Annotated in this window: 21 protein-coding genes; 18 read left to right on the top strand and 3 right to left on the bottom strand. The window is 33.6% G+C overall.

Features of this window, described 5'->3' with window-relative positions:
• Positions 1 to 34: 34 nt before the first annotated feature.
• The 18 genes from J0383_RS17855 to J0383_RS17770 all read left to right on the top strand — a co-directional run bounded on the left by J0383_RS17855 (position 35) and on the right by J0383_RS17770 (position 12,828).
• Positions 35 to 574, top strand: coding sequence for a DUF2975 domain-containing protein (locus tag J0383_RS17855; protein WP_207295328.1), 540 nt, complete (start codon positions 35 to 37; stop codon positions 572 to 574).
• Positions 575 to 576: 2 nt separating this feature from the next.
• Positions 577 to 783, top strand: a complete 207-nt coding sequence (locus J0383_RS17850; RefSeq protein WP_053471727.1) for a helix-turn-helix domain-containing protein — start codon at positions 577 to 579, stop codon at positions 781 to 783.
• A 165-nt stretch (positions 784 to 948) separates the two neighbouring features.
• Positions 949 to 1,398: an L-lactate permease gene (locus tag J0383_RS17845; RefSeq protein WP_207295327.1), complete on the top strand. Its 450-nt coding sequence runs from the start codon at positions 949 to 951 to the stop codon at positions 1,396 to 1,398.
• A gap of 164 nt (positions 1,399 to 1,562) precedes the next feature.
• Entirely contained in the window at positions 1,563 to 1,976 is a 414-nt protein-coding gene (locus J0383_RS17840) for a 3-hydroxyacyl-ACP dehydratase FabZ family protein (protein ID WP_207295326.1), read from the top strand.
• A 155-nt stretch (positions 1,977 to 2,131) separates the two neighbouring features.
• Positions 2,132 to 2,617, top strand: a complete 486-nt coding sequence (locus J0383_RS17835) for an SRPBCC family protein (RefSeq protein WP_207295325.1) — start codon at positions 2,132 to 2,134, stop codon at positions 2,615 to 2,617.
• 124 nt (positions 2,618 to 2,741) lie between these two features.
• Positions 2,742 to 3,638, top strand: a complete 897-nt coding sequence (locus J0383_RS17830; protein WP_207295324.1) for an SDR family oxidoreductase — start codon at positions 2,742 to 2,744, stop codon at positions 3,636 to 3,638.
• Positions 3,639 to 3,650: 12 nt separating this feature from the next.
• The gene (locus J0383_RS17825) at positions 3,651 to 4,565 is read left to right on the top strand and encodes a helix-turn-helix domain-containing protein (RefSeq protein ID WP_207295323.1); all 915 of its coding nucleotides are present in this window, start codon (positions 3,651 to 3,653) and stop codon (positions 4,563 to 4,565) included.
• Positions 4,566 to 4,626: 61 nt separating this feature from the next.
• A complete protein-coding gene (locus J0383_RS17820; protein WP_207295322.1) occupies positions 4,627 to 5,310 on the top strand; it encodes a hypothetical protein in 684 nt (227 codons plus the stop codon).
• 50 nt (positions 5,311 to 5,360) lie between these two features.
• Complete coding sequence (locus J0383_RS17815) at positions 5,361 to 5,729, top strand: nuclear transport factor 2 family protein (protein ID WP_207295321.1); 369 nt, start codon at positions 5,361 to 5,363, stop codon at positions 5,727 to 5,729.
• A 56-nt stretch (positions 5,730 to 5,785) separates the two neighbouring features.
• Positions 5,786 to 6,832 (top strand): serine hydrolase domain-containing protein, encoded by a 1,047-nt coding sequence (locus J0383_RS17810; RefSeq protein ID WP_207295320.1) that lies wholly within the window; start codon positions 5,786 to 5,788, stop codon positions 6,830 to 6,832.
• A 6-nt stretch (positions 6,833 to 6,838) separates the two neighbouring features.
• Positions 6,839 to 7,261 (top strand): DUF1801 domain-containing protein, encoded by a 423-nt coding sequence (locus J0383_RS17805; protein WP_207295319.1) that lies wholly within the window; start codon positions 6,839 to 6,841, stop codon positions 7,259 to 7,261.
• A gap of 1 nt (position 7,262) precedes the next feature.
• Positions 7,263 to 8,366, top strand: a complete 1,104-nt coding sequence (locus tag J0383_RS17800) for an MBL fold metallo-hydrolase (protein ID WP_207295318.1) — start codon at positions 7,263 to 7,265, stop codon at positions 8,364 to 8,366.
• A gap of 80 nt (positions 8,367 to 8,446) precedes the next feature.
• Complete coding sequence (locus tag J0383_RS17795) at positions 8,447 to 8,944, top strand: hypothetical protein (protein ID WP_207295317.1); 498 nt, start codon at positions 8,447 to 8,449, stop codon at positions 8,942 to 8,944.
• Between the two features lie 80 nt (positions 8,945 to 9,024).
• Positions 9,025 to 10,155, top strand: a complete 1,131-nt coding sequence (locus J0383_RS17790; protein ID WP_207295316.1) for a lactonase family protein — start codon at positions 9,025 to 9,027, stop codon at positions 10,153 to 10,155.
• Positions 10,156 to 10,206: 51 nt separating this feature from the next.
• Positions 10,207 to 10,788 carry an LOG family protein gene (locus J0383_RS17785; protein WP_207295315.1) on the top strand — a complete coding sequence of 194 codons (582 nt, stop codon included), beginning with the start codon at positions 10,207 to 10,209 and terminating at the stop codon, positions 10,786 to 10,788.
• A gap of 125 nt (positions 10,789 to 10,913) precedes the next feature.
• Positions 10,914 to 11,381, top strand: a complete 468-nt coding sequence (locus J0383_RS17780) for an SRPBCC family protein (protein ID WP_207295314.1) — start codon at positions 10,914 to 10,916, stop codon at positions 11,379 to 11,381.
• A 389-nt stretch (positions 11,382 to 11,770) separates the two neighbouring features.
• Complete coding sequence (locus J0383_RS17775) at positions 11,771 to 12,139, top strand: iron chaperone (RefSeq protein WP_207295313.1); 369 nt, start codon at positions 11,771 to 11,773, stop codon at positions 12,137 to 12,139.
• A 5-nt stretch (positions 12,140 to 12,144) separates the two neighbouring features.
• Positions 12,145 to 12,828 (top strand): 2'-5' RNA ligase family protein, encoded by a 684-nt coding sequence (locus J0383_RS17770; RefSeq protein WP_207295312.1) that lies wholly within the window; start codon positions 12,145 to 12,147, stop codon positions 12,826 to 12,828.
• A gap of 60 nt (positions 12,829 to 12,888) precedes the next feature.
• Here the strand turns inward: J0383_RS17770 and J0383_RS17765 are convergent, their stop codons facing one another.
• The 3 genes from J0383_RS17765 to J0383_RS17755 all read right to left on the bottom strand — a co-directional run bounded on the left by J0383_RS17765 (position 12,889) and on the right by J0383_RS17755 (position 16,185).
• Positions 12,889 to 13,254 carry a VOC family protein gene (locus tag J0383_RS17765; protein WP_207295311.1) on the bottom strand — a complete coding sequence of 122 codons (366 nt, stop codon included), beginning with the start codon at positions 13,252 to 13,254 and terminating at the stop codon, positions 12,889 to 12,891.
• Between the two features lie 21 nt (positions 13,255 to 13,275).
• Positions 13,276 to 13,953, bottom strand: a complete 678-nt coding sequence (locus J0383_RS17760) for a DUF2625 domain-containing protein (protein WP_239023093.1) — start codon at positions 13,951 to 13,953, stop codon at positions 13,276 to 13,278.
• 84 nt (positions 13,954 to 14,037) lie between these two features.
• The gene (locus J0383_RS17755) at positions 14,038 to 16,185 is read right to left on the bottom strand and encodes a cation:proton antiporter (protein WP_207295309.1); all 2,148 of its coding nucleotides are present in this window, start codon (positions 16,183 to 16,185) and stop codon (positions 14,038 to 14,040) included.
• Between the last annotated feature and the right edge of the window lie 77 nt (positions 16,186 to 16,262).

Genomic DNA, 16,262 nt, shown 5'->3' with positions numbered 1-16,262 from the left:
ATATTTGTAATCTAATTTTCTAAATCAAAAAACGATGTCATCAAAACCAAATTTCATTTTGAAGCTCCTGAATGTTATTTCATGGATTGCTTTTATTGGGCTTTGCATTAAAGCCGGAACTCTTATCGTATCTTACGGAGTCAGTATGTTTATAGACGAAGTGGGTGCCAAAAATCTACAGCTTGGTCTGGATTTATCGCATTTAAAAGCATACGACGTTATCGATTATTCGATTATGGTTTTCTGCCTTACTGTGATTACGATTTTTGAAGCGCTGGTTTTTTACTGCGTTATTCAAATTTTCTTAAAGATTAATTTTATCAGTCCGTTTCATGAAACGATTGGAAAACTAATTGAGAAAATGAGCATTTTTGCTTTTTTTGCGGGTATTTTAAGTAATATTACTTCAGAATACTCGGCAAAATTTACCACATTGGGAGTGCAGCTTCCCAACTTAACGGAACATATTGGTTTAGGCAGTGCATTATTATTTTTTGCCGGAATTTTATATTTCATCTCACAACTCTTTGCGAAAGGAATCGAACTGCAAAAAGAAAACGACTTAACGATTTAAATATGCCTATTATAGTAAATCTGGACGTGATGATGGCAAAACGAAAAATGTCATTAAACGAACTTTCTGAAAAGGTAGATTTAACCTTATCCAACCTTTCTATTTTAAAAACAGGAAAAGCAAAAGCAGTACGTTTTAGTACGCTCGAAGCCATTTGCAAAGTTCTAGAATGCCAGCCTGGCGATATTTTAGAGTTTGTAGAAGAATAACCGAATTAAATTTTATTTGTATTTTAAAGAGAACTTTTAAGTTCTCTTTTTTTATTTATTCCAACATTTCGGGACAAATTCAAAATTAGAGCGATTAAAAGTAATAATATTCTTATAAGCAATTAAAAAAGATTTATTTTTGCCTTCAAATTCTAATACTAAAAAATGGAAACAGAAACTGCAGAAAAATCTAATTTTCAAGAAATACCAGATAGAAAAATTTATTCACAGAAGGCAATACGAGTTGGTACATTTTTAGGAGGTCCTTTTGTCAGCGCATATTTTTTAACCGAAAACTTCAAAGCTTTTAATGATTTTGACAAAGTCAATAAAACTTGGTTAATTACTATAATTACTGCGGTTATTACTTTTACAATTGCAAGTTTAATTCCGGAAGACATTAATTTCCCTAATATAATTTTTCCCCTAATCTATATGATGATCGCTGGGTATTTTACAAAAAAATATCAAGAAAAGGATATCAACGAACATCTCAAAAATGGTGGGGAAGAATTTGGCTGGGCAAGAACAATTGGAATCTCAATACTAGCTCTTATCCCAACTTTTGTTTTTCTATTTACTTTAGTATTTATAATTTCATTACTTAAAGTATAATCCCTAAACCAATAATTTTGTTTGCAAAGCAATCGAAGGATTTTCTAATTTAAAGAAATACAATAAAATAGCCTGATTTGAAAGTTAAATCAAGTTTATGTTTCGCAATCTCTGCCCTAAAATCCTTATAATTTGCCTATATTGCAAAAACAAAATTACAACTCATGGTACAAAATATTGAAAGCCTGATTCCCCATAGGGCTCCATTTTTATTTGTAGATGAAATAGCATCATACACTAAAGAGACGATTATTGGATTTAAAACTTTTGACGATAACGACTATTGGCTAAAAGGCAGTTTTCCTGATCTCGATTATATTCCCGGAACCATTCTAATAGAATCTATGGCGCAATGCGGCGGCGCAGGTGTAAAACTTCTAGGTGTTACCGATGGAATATTTGGTTTAGTAAGTATTGAAAGTGCCGAATTTTTTGCAGGAGCTAAATTTGGAGATAAAATAAAATTTGTAGTAGAAAATCTCCGCTTAAGCGAAAAAATCATCAAACAACAAGGAACAGCATACATTGAAGATACTGCTATTTTAAAAGCAAGCTGGATGTGTGTGAAAATATCATAATTCAGACTAAGCACGAAAAAAAGTAAAAAGTCTGACGTCAAAAATCTAAAATTAGAAATCTGTCTGAAACACACCTTACAATTGTCTTTTTAGCACCCTAACGTATTGATTTTAAGAATGTAAATTTGTGTATACAAATCGTAAAAGTCATCAAAATGAATGCATTAGATTTTACCACAGCATTTACAACCGATAAATCTCCAGAGAAAGTTTTTGAAGCCGTTACCAATGTACGAGGCTGGTGGTCAGAAGAAATCGAAGGAAACACAGCCCAATTAAACGATCAGTTTGATTATCATTATGAAGAGGTTCATCGCTGTAGAATAAAACTCATCGAAGTAATTCCTAATAAGAAAGTAGTTTGGCTCATCGAACAAAACTATTTCAATTTTACAGAAGACAAAACTGAATGGACAAACACCAATCCTACTTTTGAAATCACCGAGAAAGATGGAAAAACCGAACTTCGTTTTACCCATTTTGGTTTGGTTCCTGATTACGAATGCTTTAATATCTGCAGAGATGCGTGGACCAACTATATTCAAAACAGCTTGAAAAAACTCATTGAAACTGGAAAAGGCGAGCCAAATGCAACCGGAAAACCTCAAACCGAAAACGAAAAAAAATTATCCAAAAGCTAAAAAACTTAGAATCTAAGTATCTCAGAACCTTAGCATCTTAAAAAAAAAGACTACACCATTCGTAGATTTGGATAAAATAGGTCGCTAAATGATATACAACTTTGTAATATCAAAAAATAGCGATATGAAAATTACAATCACAGGTTCTTTAGGGAACATCAGCAAACCATTAACCAAAGAGTTAGTGCAGCAAGGACATTCAGTAACTGTAATTGCCAGCAGTACCGAAAGACAATCTGAAATTGAATCTCTTGGTGCTTCCGCAGCGATAGGTTCTGTAAACGATGCCGAATTTTTAACGAAAACTTTTACCGGAGCAGATGCGGTTTACTGCATGATTCCGCGCGCCAATTACTTCGATCCAAATCTAGATCTGGATGCGTTTACCCGTCAGATTGGGAATAATTATGCCGAAGCCATTGCAAAATCGGGAGTAAAACGTGTGGTGTTTTTAAGCAGTATTGGAGCGCATTTAAAAGAGAATTCAGGAATTATCCAGCGTTACAACGAAATTGAAGCCGTTTTAAATCAGCTTTCAAATGTTGCGATCACTTTTATGCGTCCAACTTCATTTTATTACAACTTGCTTCCTTATACGTTCATGATAAAATCACAAGGAAGTATTAATGCCAATTACGGAGCCGATGAAATGATTCCGTGGGTTTCACCAAACGATATTGCCGAAGCCATTGCCGATGAAATCACCACTCCGCTTGACGGAAAAAAAGTGCGATATGTAGCAAGTGAAGAACTTACAGGACATCAAACAGCCCATATCTTAGGAAAAGCAATCGGAATTCCAGATTTGAAATGGAATTTAATCAGCGACGAAGAAACTTTACAAGGTTTGGTTTCTGCTGGAATGCAGCCTAAAATTGCACAAGGTTTGGTTGAAATGTATGCCGCTCTTTACAACGGTACTTTAGGTGAAGATTATTACCGAAACCGACCATCTGAAATGGGAAAAACAAAACTGGCGGATTATGCCACAGAATTTGCTTCATTTTACAATCAAAAATAAGTAACTTTAGCTATGGCAAATCAGCAACCTCTTAGATTCAAAACTATAAGCGAATTCCACCAGTTTCGGGATTTGCCTAAACCTGAACATCCTTTGGTGAGCGTTTATAATTTTGAAGATTTAAAATATCTGAATGAAGAAGAACCTAAGAGCCTTATTCTTGACTTTTATTCTATTGCGCTGAAAAGAAATGCCAATGCAAAAATGCGTTACGGCCAGCAGGAATATGATTTTAATGAAGGCGTTTTAATGTTTATTTCGCCGGGACAAGTTTTTTCCATAGAAGGCAATGCCGAAATGAAACACACAGGATGGTCATTATTGATCCATCCTGATTTTTTATGGAATACACCTTTGGCACACAAAATCAAACAGTACGAATATTTTGGCTATGCCGTCAATGAAGCGTTGCATCTTTCTGAAAAAGAAGAAAATATGCTTATTGATATTATCAAAAACATTCAGCAGGAATACCAGTCGAATATTGATAAATTCAGTCAGGACGTTATTATTGCCCAAATTGAATTGTTTCTTACCTATGCTGAACGATTCTACAACCGACAATTTATTACTAGAAAAATAAGCAGCCACCAGATTCTTGCACGTCTTGAAAAACTACTGGAAGAATATTTTAACGATACTGTTTTAATTACAAAAGGACTTCCTACAGTACCCTATATTGCCGAGAATTTAAATGTCTCGCCTAATTATTTAAGCGGATTATTAAAACTCCATACAGGTCAAAGTACACAACAGCACATTCACAATAAATTAATTGAAAAAGCCAAAGAAAAACTTTCGACAACTCAATTATCCATCAGTGAAATTGCTTTCGAACTGGGTTTTGAACATCAGCAGTCTTTTAGCAAATTGTTTAAAACAAAAACCAATATTTCACCTTTAGAATTTAGGCAGTCTTTTAATTAAAAAGATTTTAAAACGTAGTAAAAATACTATAGATTTGTAATCTATTTTAAGTTTTTAGATTATGTCATATTTTGGAGGATTAGGTGCTGGAAAGGGCTGGAACACATTTAATTTTGTAATAACACCTGAAGAATTCGAATCTATTTTTGAAAAACAGGAATATTCTTTTGTTATAACAAATACAAGAGTTGAAATCGATTATAAAAAATCAGATGACAAATTTATTTTTAATAGTTACGGAGACTTTTTTAATAATATTTTGACAGGAAACAATAAAGATCGATGGACATTTGCGAGTAAAATCAGAATATCTATAATTGATGATATAAGTAAAATACAGTTTGAAGATATTGTTAGTAAGAGAGGCATTGTTTCGAGTGATTTCAAATTAGTTAGTCCAACTGAACCTGTTATCAATATAAGACCTCTTTACCTCACTTATTTTAAGATTAAAGAAAGCGTAAGTGTTGCTTACATGAATGAAGAAGGTACAATTGGGTTAGAATTTACTTATCCAAAATTTGTTAGTTTTAGAAAAGATAATTTCGAAATTATTGATGCCCATACTTTTTCAACTTATAATCTATTCAACAATCTTGTAAAAAACATAAAAGCAATATCTAATAAAGCCAAATTGCAAAGTAGCACCAAGTTGTTCCGTCCAAATTTTTGGATAAGCCCAGAAGCAAAAAAAATCATTAACCAGAATCAATACTTAAAATCTAATGATTTAAATATTATTTAATTTTCTACTTACTTATTTCATAACTTAGTTTGCTCTAAAACTTTTAAAGTATGACTAAGAAAGAAATTACCCAAAACTTCCTGCATCTTTGTGCCAGTGGACATTCACACGAGGCTTTCCGACTGCATACGGGAGAAAATTTCAAACACCATAATGCCTATTTTAAAGGTGATGCCAATACTTTAATGCTGGCAATGGAAGAATCTGCCAGAAAAAATCCAAATAAGATTTTCTCCATTCATAATATCTTAGAAGATGGAGATTTAGTTTCTGTTCATTCCCATCTCAAACAAAACTCTGATGATCTTGGTTTTGCTGTAGTTCATATTGCCAGATTCGAAAACAACAAAATAGTCGAACTCTGGGATTTAGGACAGCCAATTCCCGCTGAAACCATTAACGAAAACGGAATGTTTTAGTTTAATTGCGAATGGTGAATTGTTAATTATAAATTATTTAGATCGATCATAATCAAATGAATTCAATTTTTAAATTTTCCTATCTTTTATTGCTATTATCTATTCTTTCTGGTTGTCATTCTTCGGCACAAAAAAAAGATACGTATACTTCAAAAATTGACAGCATTATTCAAAATAGTACTTCTCCCGTTTTTAATGGCGTGATTCTTATTTCTAAAAACGGAAAAACATTATATTCTAAAGCGAAAGGATTTGCCAATTTCGAGACTAAAAAACCTTTAACAACAGATTCTCAATTTGAAATCATGTCGAACAGCAAATTGATTGCTGCCACCATGCTTTTGCTCGAAGTAGAAAAAGGCAATGTCGATTTAAATTCTCCTATCAAAAAATACCTTCCAGAATTGACACAAAACTGGGCAGATTCGGTTACAGTTCACCAGCTTTTAAATCATTCGCACGGAATTGTCGATTTGCAAAAACCATTGGCTTTTAAACCCGGAACGGATTATAAATATGGAAATCTAAGTTTTAATCTGGTCGCAAAAATTGTAGAATTCAGCACCAAAAAGAAGTATTCTGAAGTGACAGCAGTGCTTTTTAAGAAACTAAAAATGAACCATACTTTTTGTTATTCAAAAGATAAAACCCAGAATCTCGCAACTGGGTATTTCAATGATAAAAATGTATTAAAACCCGTTACCACAAGTCAGATTACTCCTGAAAGTTTGGGAGCAGACGGCATTATTTCAACCGCTTCTGATTTAGCAATTTGGAATAATAATCTGCATAAAGGCAAAATCCTAAAGCCAGAATCGTACAAACTAATGACGAAATACACGATTCTATCGCAGCATAATTTCTTCGGAAAAGAAAAAGAAGGTTATGGTTACGGCATCAGGATTATCGAAAAAGCACCCGTTAAATATCTTGGACATACGGGATTGGGAGATGGATTTTCTTCTGTAAATTTATACTTCCCTGAAAGTGATATCAGTTTGATTGTTTTGGAAAATCAAATGAATGAAGATTCGAATTTGTATTATGCTTCCGAAGCTAAAATCAAAGACATTCTATTAGGAAGCGAAGTATTAAAAAAATAATCTGAAATGGCTAAAAATAAAACCACCGAAACCGAAAACAGTGTTACTGATTTTATAAACGCTGTAGCAGATGAAACCAAAAGAAATGATGCTTTTGAACTGCTGAAAATTATCCAAAAAACAACTGGTTTTGAACCCAAAATGTGGGGACCCAGCATTATTGGTTTTGGAAGTTATCATTACATATACGACAGCGGACATGAAGGTGATGCGCCTTTAGTGGGCTTTTCTCCCAGAAAAGATGCCATTTCGCTTTATCTTTCTTCTTCTTTTGAAAACAAAGACGAATTACTTTCTAAATTTGGAAAATACAAAGCTGCAAAAAGCTGTATTTACATTAAAAAACTAGCCGATATTGATCCTGAAATCTTAAAAGAAATGATTTCAGTTTCGGTTTCTTATTTACAAAAATTATATCCTTCAAAATAAAATGATCACATTTTTAATTCTGTTATTTTTACTAGCCGTTGCCACTTACGGTTTTTTACAACATCCAAAATTCGGAAAAGCACCCAATGGCGAACGTTTAACTTTAATCCAGAAATCGCCGCAATACAAAAACGGAAAATTTGAAAATCTTTCTTTTACTCCCGATTTAGCTGAAGGGGCCAGTTTTTCAAAAGTTTTATTTGAATTCTTTTTCAAAAAAGTAGACCGCAAAATCCCAACCGATTTGATTCCTTCTGTAAAAACCAATTTAAAAGAACTTCCTCTTCATCAAGATGTTTTAGTTTGGTTTGGACATTCGTCTTATTTTATGCAGCTGGAAGGAAAACGATTTTTAATCGATCCCGTTTTCAGCGGTAACGCCTCTCCTATTCCCGGCACCACAAAATCTTTTAAAGGATCAGATATTTATACGGTTGATGATTTGCCGGAAATCGATTATTTATTGATCACTCACGATCATTACGATCATTTGGATTATAAAACCATTTTAAAACTTAAACCAAAAACAAAAAAAATAATCACCGCACTGGGTGTAGGTTCGCATTTTGAGTTCTGGGGATTTCCTTCTGAAAATATCATCGAAAAAGACTGGTACAGTACAATCGAATTAGATGAAAATCTAACACTGCATACTACGCCTTCAAGACATTTTTCGGGCAGAAGTTTTAAACGCTGCAACACGCTCTGGACATCTTTTGTTTTAGAAAGTAACGATTTCAAAATGTATCTGGGCGGCGACAGCGGTTACGATACCCATTTTGCTGAAATAGGCGAAAAATATGGTCCGTTTGATATTGTTTTACTCGATAACGGGCAATACAACAAAAACTGGAAATACATTCATAATATGCCAGAAGATGTGATAAAAGCCATGAAAGATTTAAAAGCCAAAAGAGCTTTTCCTGTTCATTCGTCTAAGTTTGCCCTATCGCTTCACGCTTGGGACGAACCTTTAAAAACTGTAACTGAATTGAATAGTTTATCTGAAAACCCTATTTTATTAATCACGCCAATGATAGGTGAAGCTGTTGAATTAAAAAATGATAAACAAGTATTTCAACAATGGTGGAAGGGAATTAAATAACAATATATTTTAATATTTATTTAAGTATGCACCATTTATAGCAAAGAAAGAAAAATATTACTTTTACAAGAAAAAGAAAAATGAAAAATAGAATATTTGCTTTACTTGTATTTGCTTTAATTTTTGAAGTTTCCTGCCAAAAAAAAGACGTTGTAAAAATTCCTGAATTAAAAAGTAAGAAAGAAGTTAAAAAACAAGTTACTCAACCTGCAGTAATAAAAGAAATTAAAAAATCTAAAACGTGTCTTGATGTTGTCTTTGATATTCTAACTACTTCTCCAACTTTTGTAAATAAAACGAAAGGACTAAATGAAGCAATTAGAAAAAATGGAGGAACCTCTTATGGAATTGTTGTAGAGGGAAGTCCTAATCCAAAAGAAGATGACGCAGATGCTTTTTCCAAAACATATGATTTTAACCTGCATGAATCTTATCCTGATCGAATTGCAACAATTGCAAGATATACTTTCGACCCTTCTAAAAAAGAGCTATACGAATACAATGTTGCTGAGGATACTTTAAAACCCATTAAATTTAACAAAGAACTTCTTTTAGAATTTGACAAAACTTGTAAGTAAATTTTAAAATTGAGGATTAAAAAGTAGTACTTTACACAAATAAAAAATTACAATTCATAATCTTTTTAATCCTTTAAAAATTGAACTTAAAAACGCTGCTTCTTACACTTAATCTTTTATTTTCGTTTTGCGCTTTCTCTCAAAATACTTATGTCTTTTTAGGATCGTATAATCGTGATAAATCGGCGGAAGCCATTCAAATCTATCAGTTGGATACCTTAAATGGAAAGCTGACGAAAGTAACTTCGGCAAAAAACATTATTAATCCTTCTTATTTAACCGTTTCTCCAAATGGAAAATACGTTTATGCGTGTACCGATACCAAAACACCAAACGCCGGAAGCGTAAGCAGTTTTGAATTTAATCCCGAAAATAAAACATTGACTTTTTTAAACAGTCAGAGAAGCGGGGGCGAAAATCCAGTGTATGTCAGCGTTCATAAAAACGGAAAATGGCTCGCCAATGCCAATTATACAGAAGGAAGTGTTTCCGTTTATCCGCTTTTAGAAAACGGCAAAATCGATTCTATTGCACAGAATTTTCAATACATGGATGGAAGCACTCATAAAGAGAGACAAACCAGATCTCACGTGCATTCGGCTGTATTTTCACCTCAATGCGATTTTTTGTTTTTACCCGATTTAGGTGCCGATAAAATTCGTTGTTACGCATTCGATTCTAATCTGAAAAAACCTTTAGTGGAAACGCAAAATCCATTCACCAAAACTGATCTTGAAGCTGGACCAAGACATTTTACATTTCATCCCAATCAGAAATTTGGATATTGTATTGAAGAAATGGCAGGTCAAATAAGTGTTTACAAATACGAAAATGGTATTTTAAACAAAATTCAGCGCATTGCGACACATGCTGACAACATAGAAGAAGGTTTTGAAAGTTCTGATATTCATATTTCACCGGATGGAAAATTTCTATACGCCACAAACCGCGGAAAAGAAAACAATATTGCCATTTTTTCAATTGATGAAAATGGTCTGCTAAAAAATATTGGTTATCAATCGACTTTAGGAAAACATCCTCGAATTTTTGCAATTGATGAAAGCGGGAAATTTTTAGTGGCTACAAATGTTACGACTGGAAATGTAATCGTTTTTAAAAGAGATTTGAAAACCGGGCTTCTGAAAAAAACAGGAAAACAAATTAAAATGGAAAACGTTTCCTGCGTGCAGATTAAGAAGATTGAGAAATAAAATATTTTTTCACATCTGGACATTTTCACAAATTCACAAAAAATAAAAAACATGAAAAATATAACCGTTTTCTGCGGTTCCAGTTTTGGTACCGATGAAATTTTTAGAGAACAAGCAGCATTACTAGGAAAAACACTGGCAAAACAAAATTTAGGTTTGGTTTACGGAGGTGCAAACGTAGGTTTAATGGGTGCTGTGGCCGATGGCGCTTTAAGCGAAAAAGGAACCGTAATTGGTGTTCTCCCAAATTTTTTAAGATCAAAAGAAATCGCACATCTTGGTTTAACCGAGTTGATTTTAGTAGAGAGCATGCACGAACGAAAAACTAAAATGAATGAGTTATGCGATGGTGTAATTGCGCTTCCGGGTGGTTTTGGTACTTTGGAAGAACTTTTCGAAATGCTTACTTGGGCACAATTAGGACTTCATAAAAAGCCAATTGCCGTATTGAACATAAACGGATTCTACGATTCGCTTATCGAATTACTGCAAACCATGACTGAAAAAGGTTTACTAAAAGAAGCCAACCAAAAAATGCTTTTGGTAAGTGATAATATCGACGATCTGCTGGAGAAAATGAGAAATTATACACCACCAACCGTTGGTAAATGGATTGACCCGCAAAAGTCATAAGTTATGAAGTTATGCGTTATGTGTTGTGTTATGTGTTATGTGTTAAAAGAGTAGATGTGAAAATAAAAAATTTAGAATTATATTTACGTTTCACTTCTAACACTTAACTTCAAACCTATAAAACAATGAAAACAGAAAACAATAAATATGCAAAGGCCGAAATGCTGATTAGAAAACCTGTTTCTGAAGTTTTTCAAGCTTTTATTGATCCCGAAATCACCCGTAAATTCTGGTTTACAAAAGGTTCTGGGAAATTAGAGGAAAATCAAAAAACAGAATGGACTTGGGAAATGTACGGTTTCTCGCTTTCCGTTACCACGTTGGTTGTACAAGAAAATAAAAAAATCGTCATTGAATGGGGAAATCCTGATGAAATAACTTTAGTAGAATGGGTTTTTAGTCCGCTGGATGAAAACGAAACTTTTGTCAGTATCACGAACTCTGGTTTTCAAGGCGATACTGATAAAATAATCGATCAAGTCCGAAATTCAACGGAAGGTTTTACATTAGTTTTAGCTGGTGCAAAAGCCTATTTGGAACACAATTTACTATTGAATTTAGTTTTAGATCGTTTTCCGAAAGGACTTGCTTAATTCTATTTAATCGAAAAGATTTGTCAATTCTGTATAAAAATTTAACCGCAAAGAACGCAAGGTTTACGCAAAGTACGCGAAGTTCTTTTTTGAGAATCATTAAATGAAAAGATCGCAAAGCTTTTTTTACACAAAACTCCTTTGCGAACTCAATATATAGATACAGTTTAAGTTGGCAATTAAAATATCTTAGCGAACTCTGCGTAAAAAATTTAACCGCAAAGAACGCAAAGGTTTACGCAAAGTACGCGAAGTTCTTTTTTTGAGGATCATTAAATGAAAAGATCGCAAAGCTTTTTTTACACAAAACTCCTTTGCGAACTCTGCGTAAAAAATTTAACCGCAAAGGAAAGTAACTTGAAACCTGAAACTTAAAACAAAAAAATGTTATGGAAGTTAAAAAACCAGGGAACATAGACGAATACATTGGTAGTTTTCCAAATGATGTTCAGGAGATTTTAGAAAAAATCAGAAACACCATTCAGAAAGCGGCTCCTGATGCCAAAGAAAAAATCAGCTATTCAATGCCGGCTTTTGAACAAAACGGAATCGTGGTGTATTTTGCTGCTTTTAAAAATCATATCGGACTTTATGCACTTCCAAGCGGACATGAAGAATTTAAGGAGCAACTTTCGAAATACAAATCCGGTAAAGGTTCTGTTCAGTTTCCTTTAAAAGATCCGATGCCTTATGATTTGATTACCAAAATCGTAAAATTTAGAGTGAAAGAAAATCTAGAAAAAGCGAAAAAGAAATAACTTCAATGAATTTAACCGAACATTACAACGAGCTTTACAAAACATCTTCTGAAACTATTTCAAAAGGGAAGTATTCTATAGATTCTGAAATTAAAAACGAATCCGATTCACGATTTGGAATTACATTGCTTATTCGTCCAAACGAGGAAATAAAAACCAATATTCAATCTTTCATGCAGGAATTGAAAGAAGCTGAACCGGAACAATATTTTTATCCAGATTCTGATATTCATATTACTGTAATGTCGATTATTTCTTGTTCGGAACAATTTACCTTAAATCAGATTTCGCCAAACGATTACATTCAGCTGATTTGTAAAAGTATGGTGGATGTTGATAAAATCACGATTCAATTGAAAGGAGTTACAGCCTCACCTTCTGCTTTAATGATTCAAGGATTTCCAACTGATGAAACTTTGAATAATTTACGAAATAAACTCCGCGAAGATTTTAAAAATTCAGATTTACAGCAAAGTATCGACAGCCGCTACACGATTTCAACGGCGCATTCTACGATAATGCGTTTTCAGGAAAAACTTCATAATCCAGCAAAATTAATTCAAATTGCAGATAAATTCCGTGATTATGATTTTGGAGAATTTAACGTGAAAAGTTTAGAATTGGTTTACAATGATTGGTACCAGCGCAAAAGCAATACAAAAGTTCTAGGCGAATTTTGTTTACGATAATTTGAATTTCGTTTTCATGAAATAAAATGAAAAATTCGTGAATTCGTGGCTAACAAAAATTTACTTTTTAAATACGCCAAAATGCCATAAAACGCCAGAGGGATCGTGCAGAAAACATTCGCTTCCCCAATCTAAATATCGAATGGGTGTCAGTTTTACTCCTTCGTATTTTTCAGGAAGATGTAAAGCTAAAAGTTCGCTGTAATAACGTTCAACATCATCAACTTCTACAAAAATCATTGTGTTTTCAATCCATTCTTTGGCATAATAATCTTGAAGATAAAAAGCAGTTTCACCGCTTTTAAAAACCGAAAAATTAGATTCTAGAACAACTTCTTCATATCCTAAATCACGATAAAAACTTCTTGATAATTCAAAATTTTTCGCTCCAATAAAAGGCCTGATTGATTTTATATTCTGATTCATTTTGTATGTCTTTTGAAATTATTATTTAGCAAATCCAAGTTGTTTTCTCAAATCTAAATTCAAACTATATTGTTCTTGAATAGAAATTACTTTTCGTGAATTTTTATTGATATCACTTCCTTCCGCTGTCCACAAAAACGGATAAAAATTAAAAACTTCGTCGCCTTTTATTTTAGAAACCTCATCTCTCCAGCCGTTCCATCTATTTCCTTCATAAAATTTATCCAGATCATTATTAAAACAAAACCCTAAAAATTCCGAATACGTAATATCAAGCGGTTCGTATTCAAGATTGTCAGGAGAGAAATAGTAAATTTTTCCCGTATCGGCACCTAATCCGCCTCCATTTAAAAGATAAAAACCGCCAATAGCATCATCGGCAATTAACAGATAAGGCGCAGCTTCTCCAAATTCGTTAAAAGCTTTTCCTTTATTCCAATCCGGAAGCGAGCGGTTAAACTTGGCATTTCCAGAACCCAAAATTCTAATCCATCCGTCATCAACCAAAAGTCCGCCAGTCATGTACACAACTGCTCCCATTGATGAACGGGTTGTAACCTGCGTTTTGTACAAAGCGTCTTTTGCTTTAGCAGGATCAACGGGTAAGATTTCAACCTTGTTTTGTGCTGTTTTAATCCAGTCTTCTACAAGTACCCAGCCTGGATCATTTTTATCTATTAGTTCTTCTACTTTCTTCATTTTATTTTGTGCTGTGGTAACAAAATTTATCAATAGCAATGCGATAAACGAAAACTTTCTTGTCATTAATTACAGGATTATTCTTTAATTCTTTTTTAGGATATTCCCCAAGCCTCGGCTAATCTGTTCGATAGCTTCCAAACCTTTCGTTAGAGGTGTTGCTGTGAAATCTTCATAAGCATCCATGGCACTTTCTTTTCGCTCATCTTGAGGGTAAACCAAAAGAATGTTATTATCGCTGAAGAGCTTATCAAATTTTTGGGGCAATCGATCAAAAATAGAAAGATACGATACAGAACCTTTTCTCGACAAATTGAAAACAATTAAATCTGTTGGTTTTATATCATTTGAAATGGAATCAAAACTATCCCAGTCCGAAACATTTTTGAAACCAATTTTAGCATTTAAACGCAGATGATTTGCAATATTCTGAATGGCCTGATTTGTTTTCTCATCGGCATAAAGTACAATCGGAATGCTTAATTCCTGCGATAATCTGGAAATCTTCTGCAATAATAAATGAAATCCAGCACCTCTTTCTGAAAAAGGCGGACATATGAAAACGAGTCTTTTTTCTTCAATAAAATTTTTAGGGAATCGGCAGATGAACAAATTCTTATCGACATTATTAATAATAGAATCGACATTTTCTCCAAAAATTTTATCTAAGAAACCAGTCTTTTTCGGCCAGCCTATAATCACAATATCCGACATGATTTCTTTTGAAGTCCTTGCAATTCCACTTGCCGGATTATGATCGATTCGGGCAATTGTATTTATTTTTACTTCCGAAGCAGAACCTTGAATCACAAATTTATCCGCTGCTTTTCGGTATTTCATGATGTTTTCTTCGGCTTTACTATTATTCGGAACAATCGTTAATAATGTCACAGGATTTGATGATTTTTTATCTTTAATTAAAAGCGCAAAATCTAATAAACTGGCTGCTGCCGACGTTTTTGCCAGCGGAATTAAAATATGTTCGTCTAAAATTTGATCTTTTTCGGCATCTTCATGTGAAAATTCTTCTTCGCAGATGGCAATTTTTTTCGCTGCTTTTTCGGTGGCAAAAGAAGCTACGATACAAGTAATTAAAATTAAAATAATGGTTCCGTTCAAGATGTTTTCATCAAGGATTTTAGCTTTAAAACCTACCAGAATTACGGCCAGAGTTGCGGCAGCGTGCGCACTGCTCAATCCGAAAATCAACTGTCTTTCGGTTTTCGAATATTTAAAAACAACTTGTGTAAAAAAGGCTGCAATCCATTTCCCGAAAATAGCCACGACACTTAATGTTCCAGCGACAATTAAAGCAGTTGGTCCGCTTAAAATTACACTTACATCAACCAGCATTCCCACAGAAATCAGGAAAAACGGAATAAACAATGAGTTCCCTATAAATTCAATTCGGTTCATTAAAGCAGAAGAATGCGGAATTAACGGATTCAATGCCAATCCGGCCACGAAGCCACCAATGATAGGCTCTACTCCTGCTACTTCGGCCAAAAATGCCGCAAAGAAAACTACCGAAAGCACAAAAATATAATGGGCATGTTTTTCACTTTCCAGCTTCTTAAAGAACCATTTGGCAATTCTTGGAATCACCAAAAACATAATGGCTGAGAAAATAGCCAGCGAAATGCCTAATTTGATCCAAAATGCCTGATTTAAATTCCCCTGACTGCTTCCCATGATAACTGCCAGAATAATCAAAACCGCGGTATCAGTCAAAATAGTCCCTCCCACCGTTATGGCAACTGCTTGATTTTTGGCAATTCCCATTTTACTTACAATAGGATACGCCACCAAAGTATGCGTGGCAAACATACTAGCGGTTAAAAAACTAGCATTAAAATCGTATTTGAGTAAATAAAAACAAACCGGAAATCCTATGGAAAGCGGCAGTATAAAGGTAAAAAAACCGAATAGAAGAGATTTATTTCTATTGGCTTTAAACTCATTCATATCGAGTTCAAGTCCGGCAATAAACATGATATACAAAAGTCCGATTGTAGAGAATAAATCAACGGCTGAGTTTTTTGCCAGAATATTTAAACCATGCGGACCAATAACAACTCCTGAAAGTATCAAACCTATGATTCCGGGAATATTAATCTTTTTTAGTAAAATTGGACTCAGCAGAATTATGAAAAGTATCAATGAAAAAATTAATACTGGATTGCTAAGTGGTAATTCGAATTCGTGTAATAGATGTCTGAAAAATTCTATCATAGGTAACTTCTTGTGGTATTAATAATCGTAGAAAGACTTTTTTCAGAATTAAAACGAAAGAAAAGCATCATCAGAAA

Source organism: Flavobacterium endoglycinae, assembly GCF_017352115.1.
Taxonomy (GTDB): domain Bacteria; phylum Bacteroidota; class Bacteroidia; order Flavobacteriales; family Flavobacteriaceae; genus Flavobacterium; species Flavobacterium endoglycinae.
The sequence above is the reverse complement of the archived record's forward strand: the minus strand, read 5'-3'. Positions and strand labels throughout refer to the sequence as shown.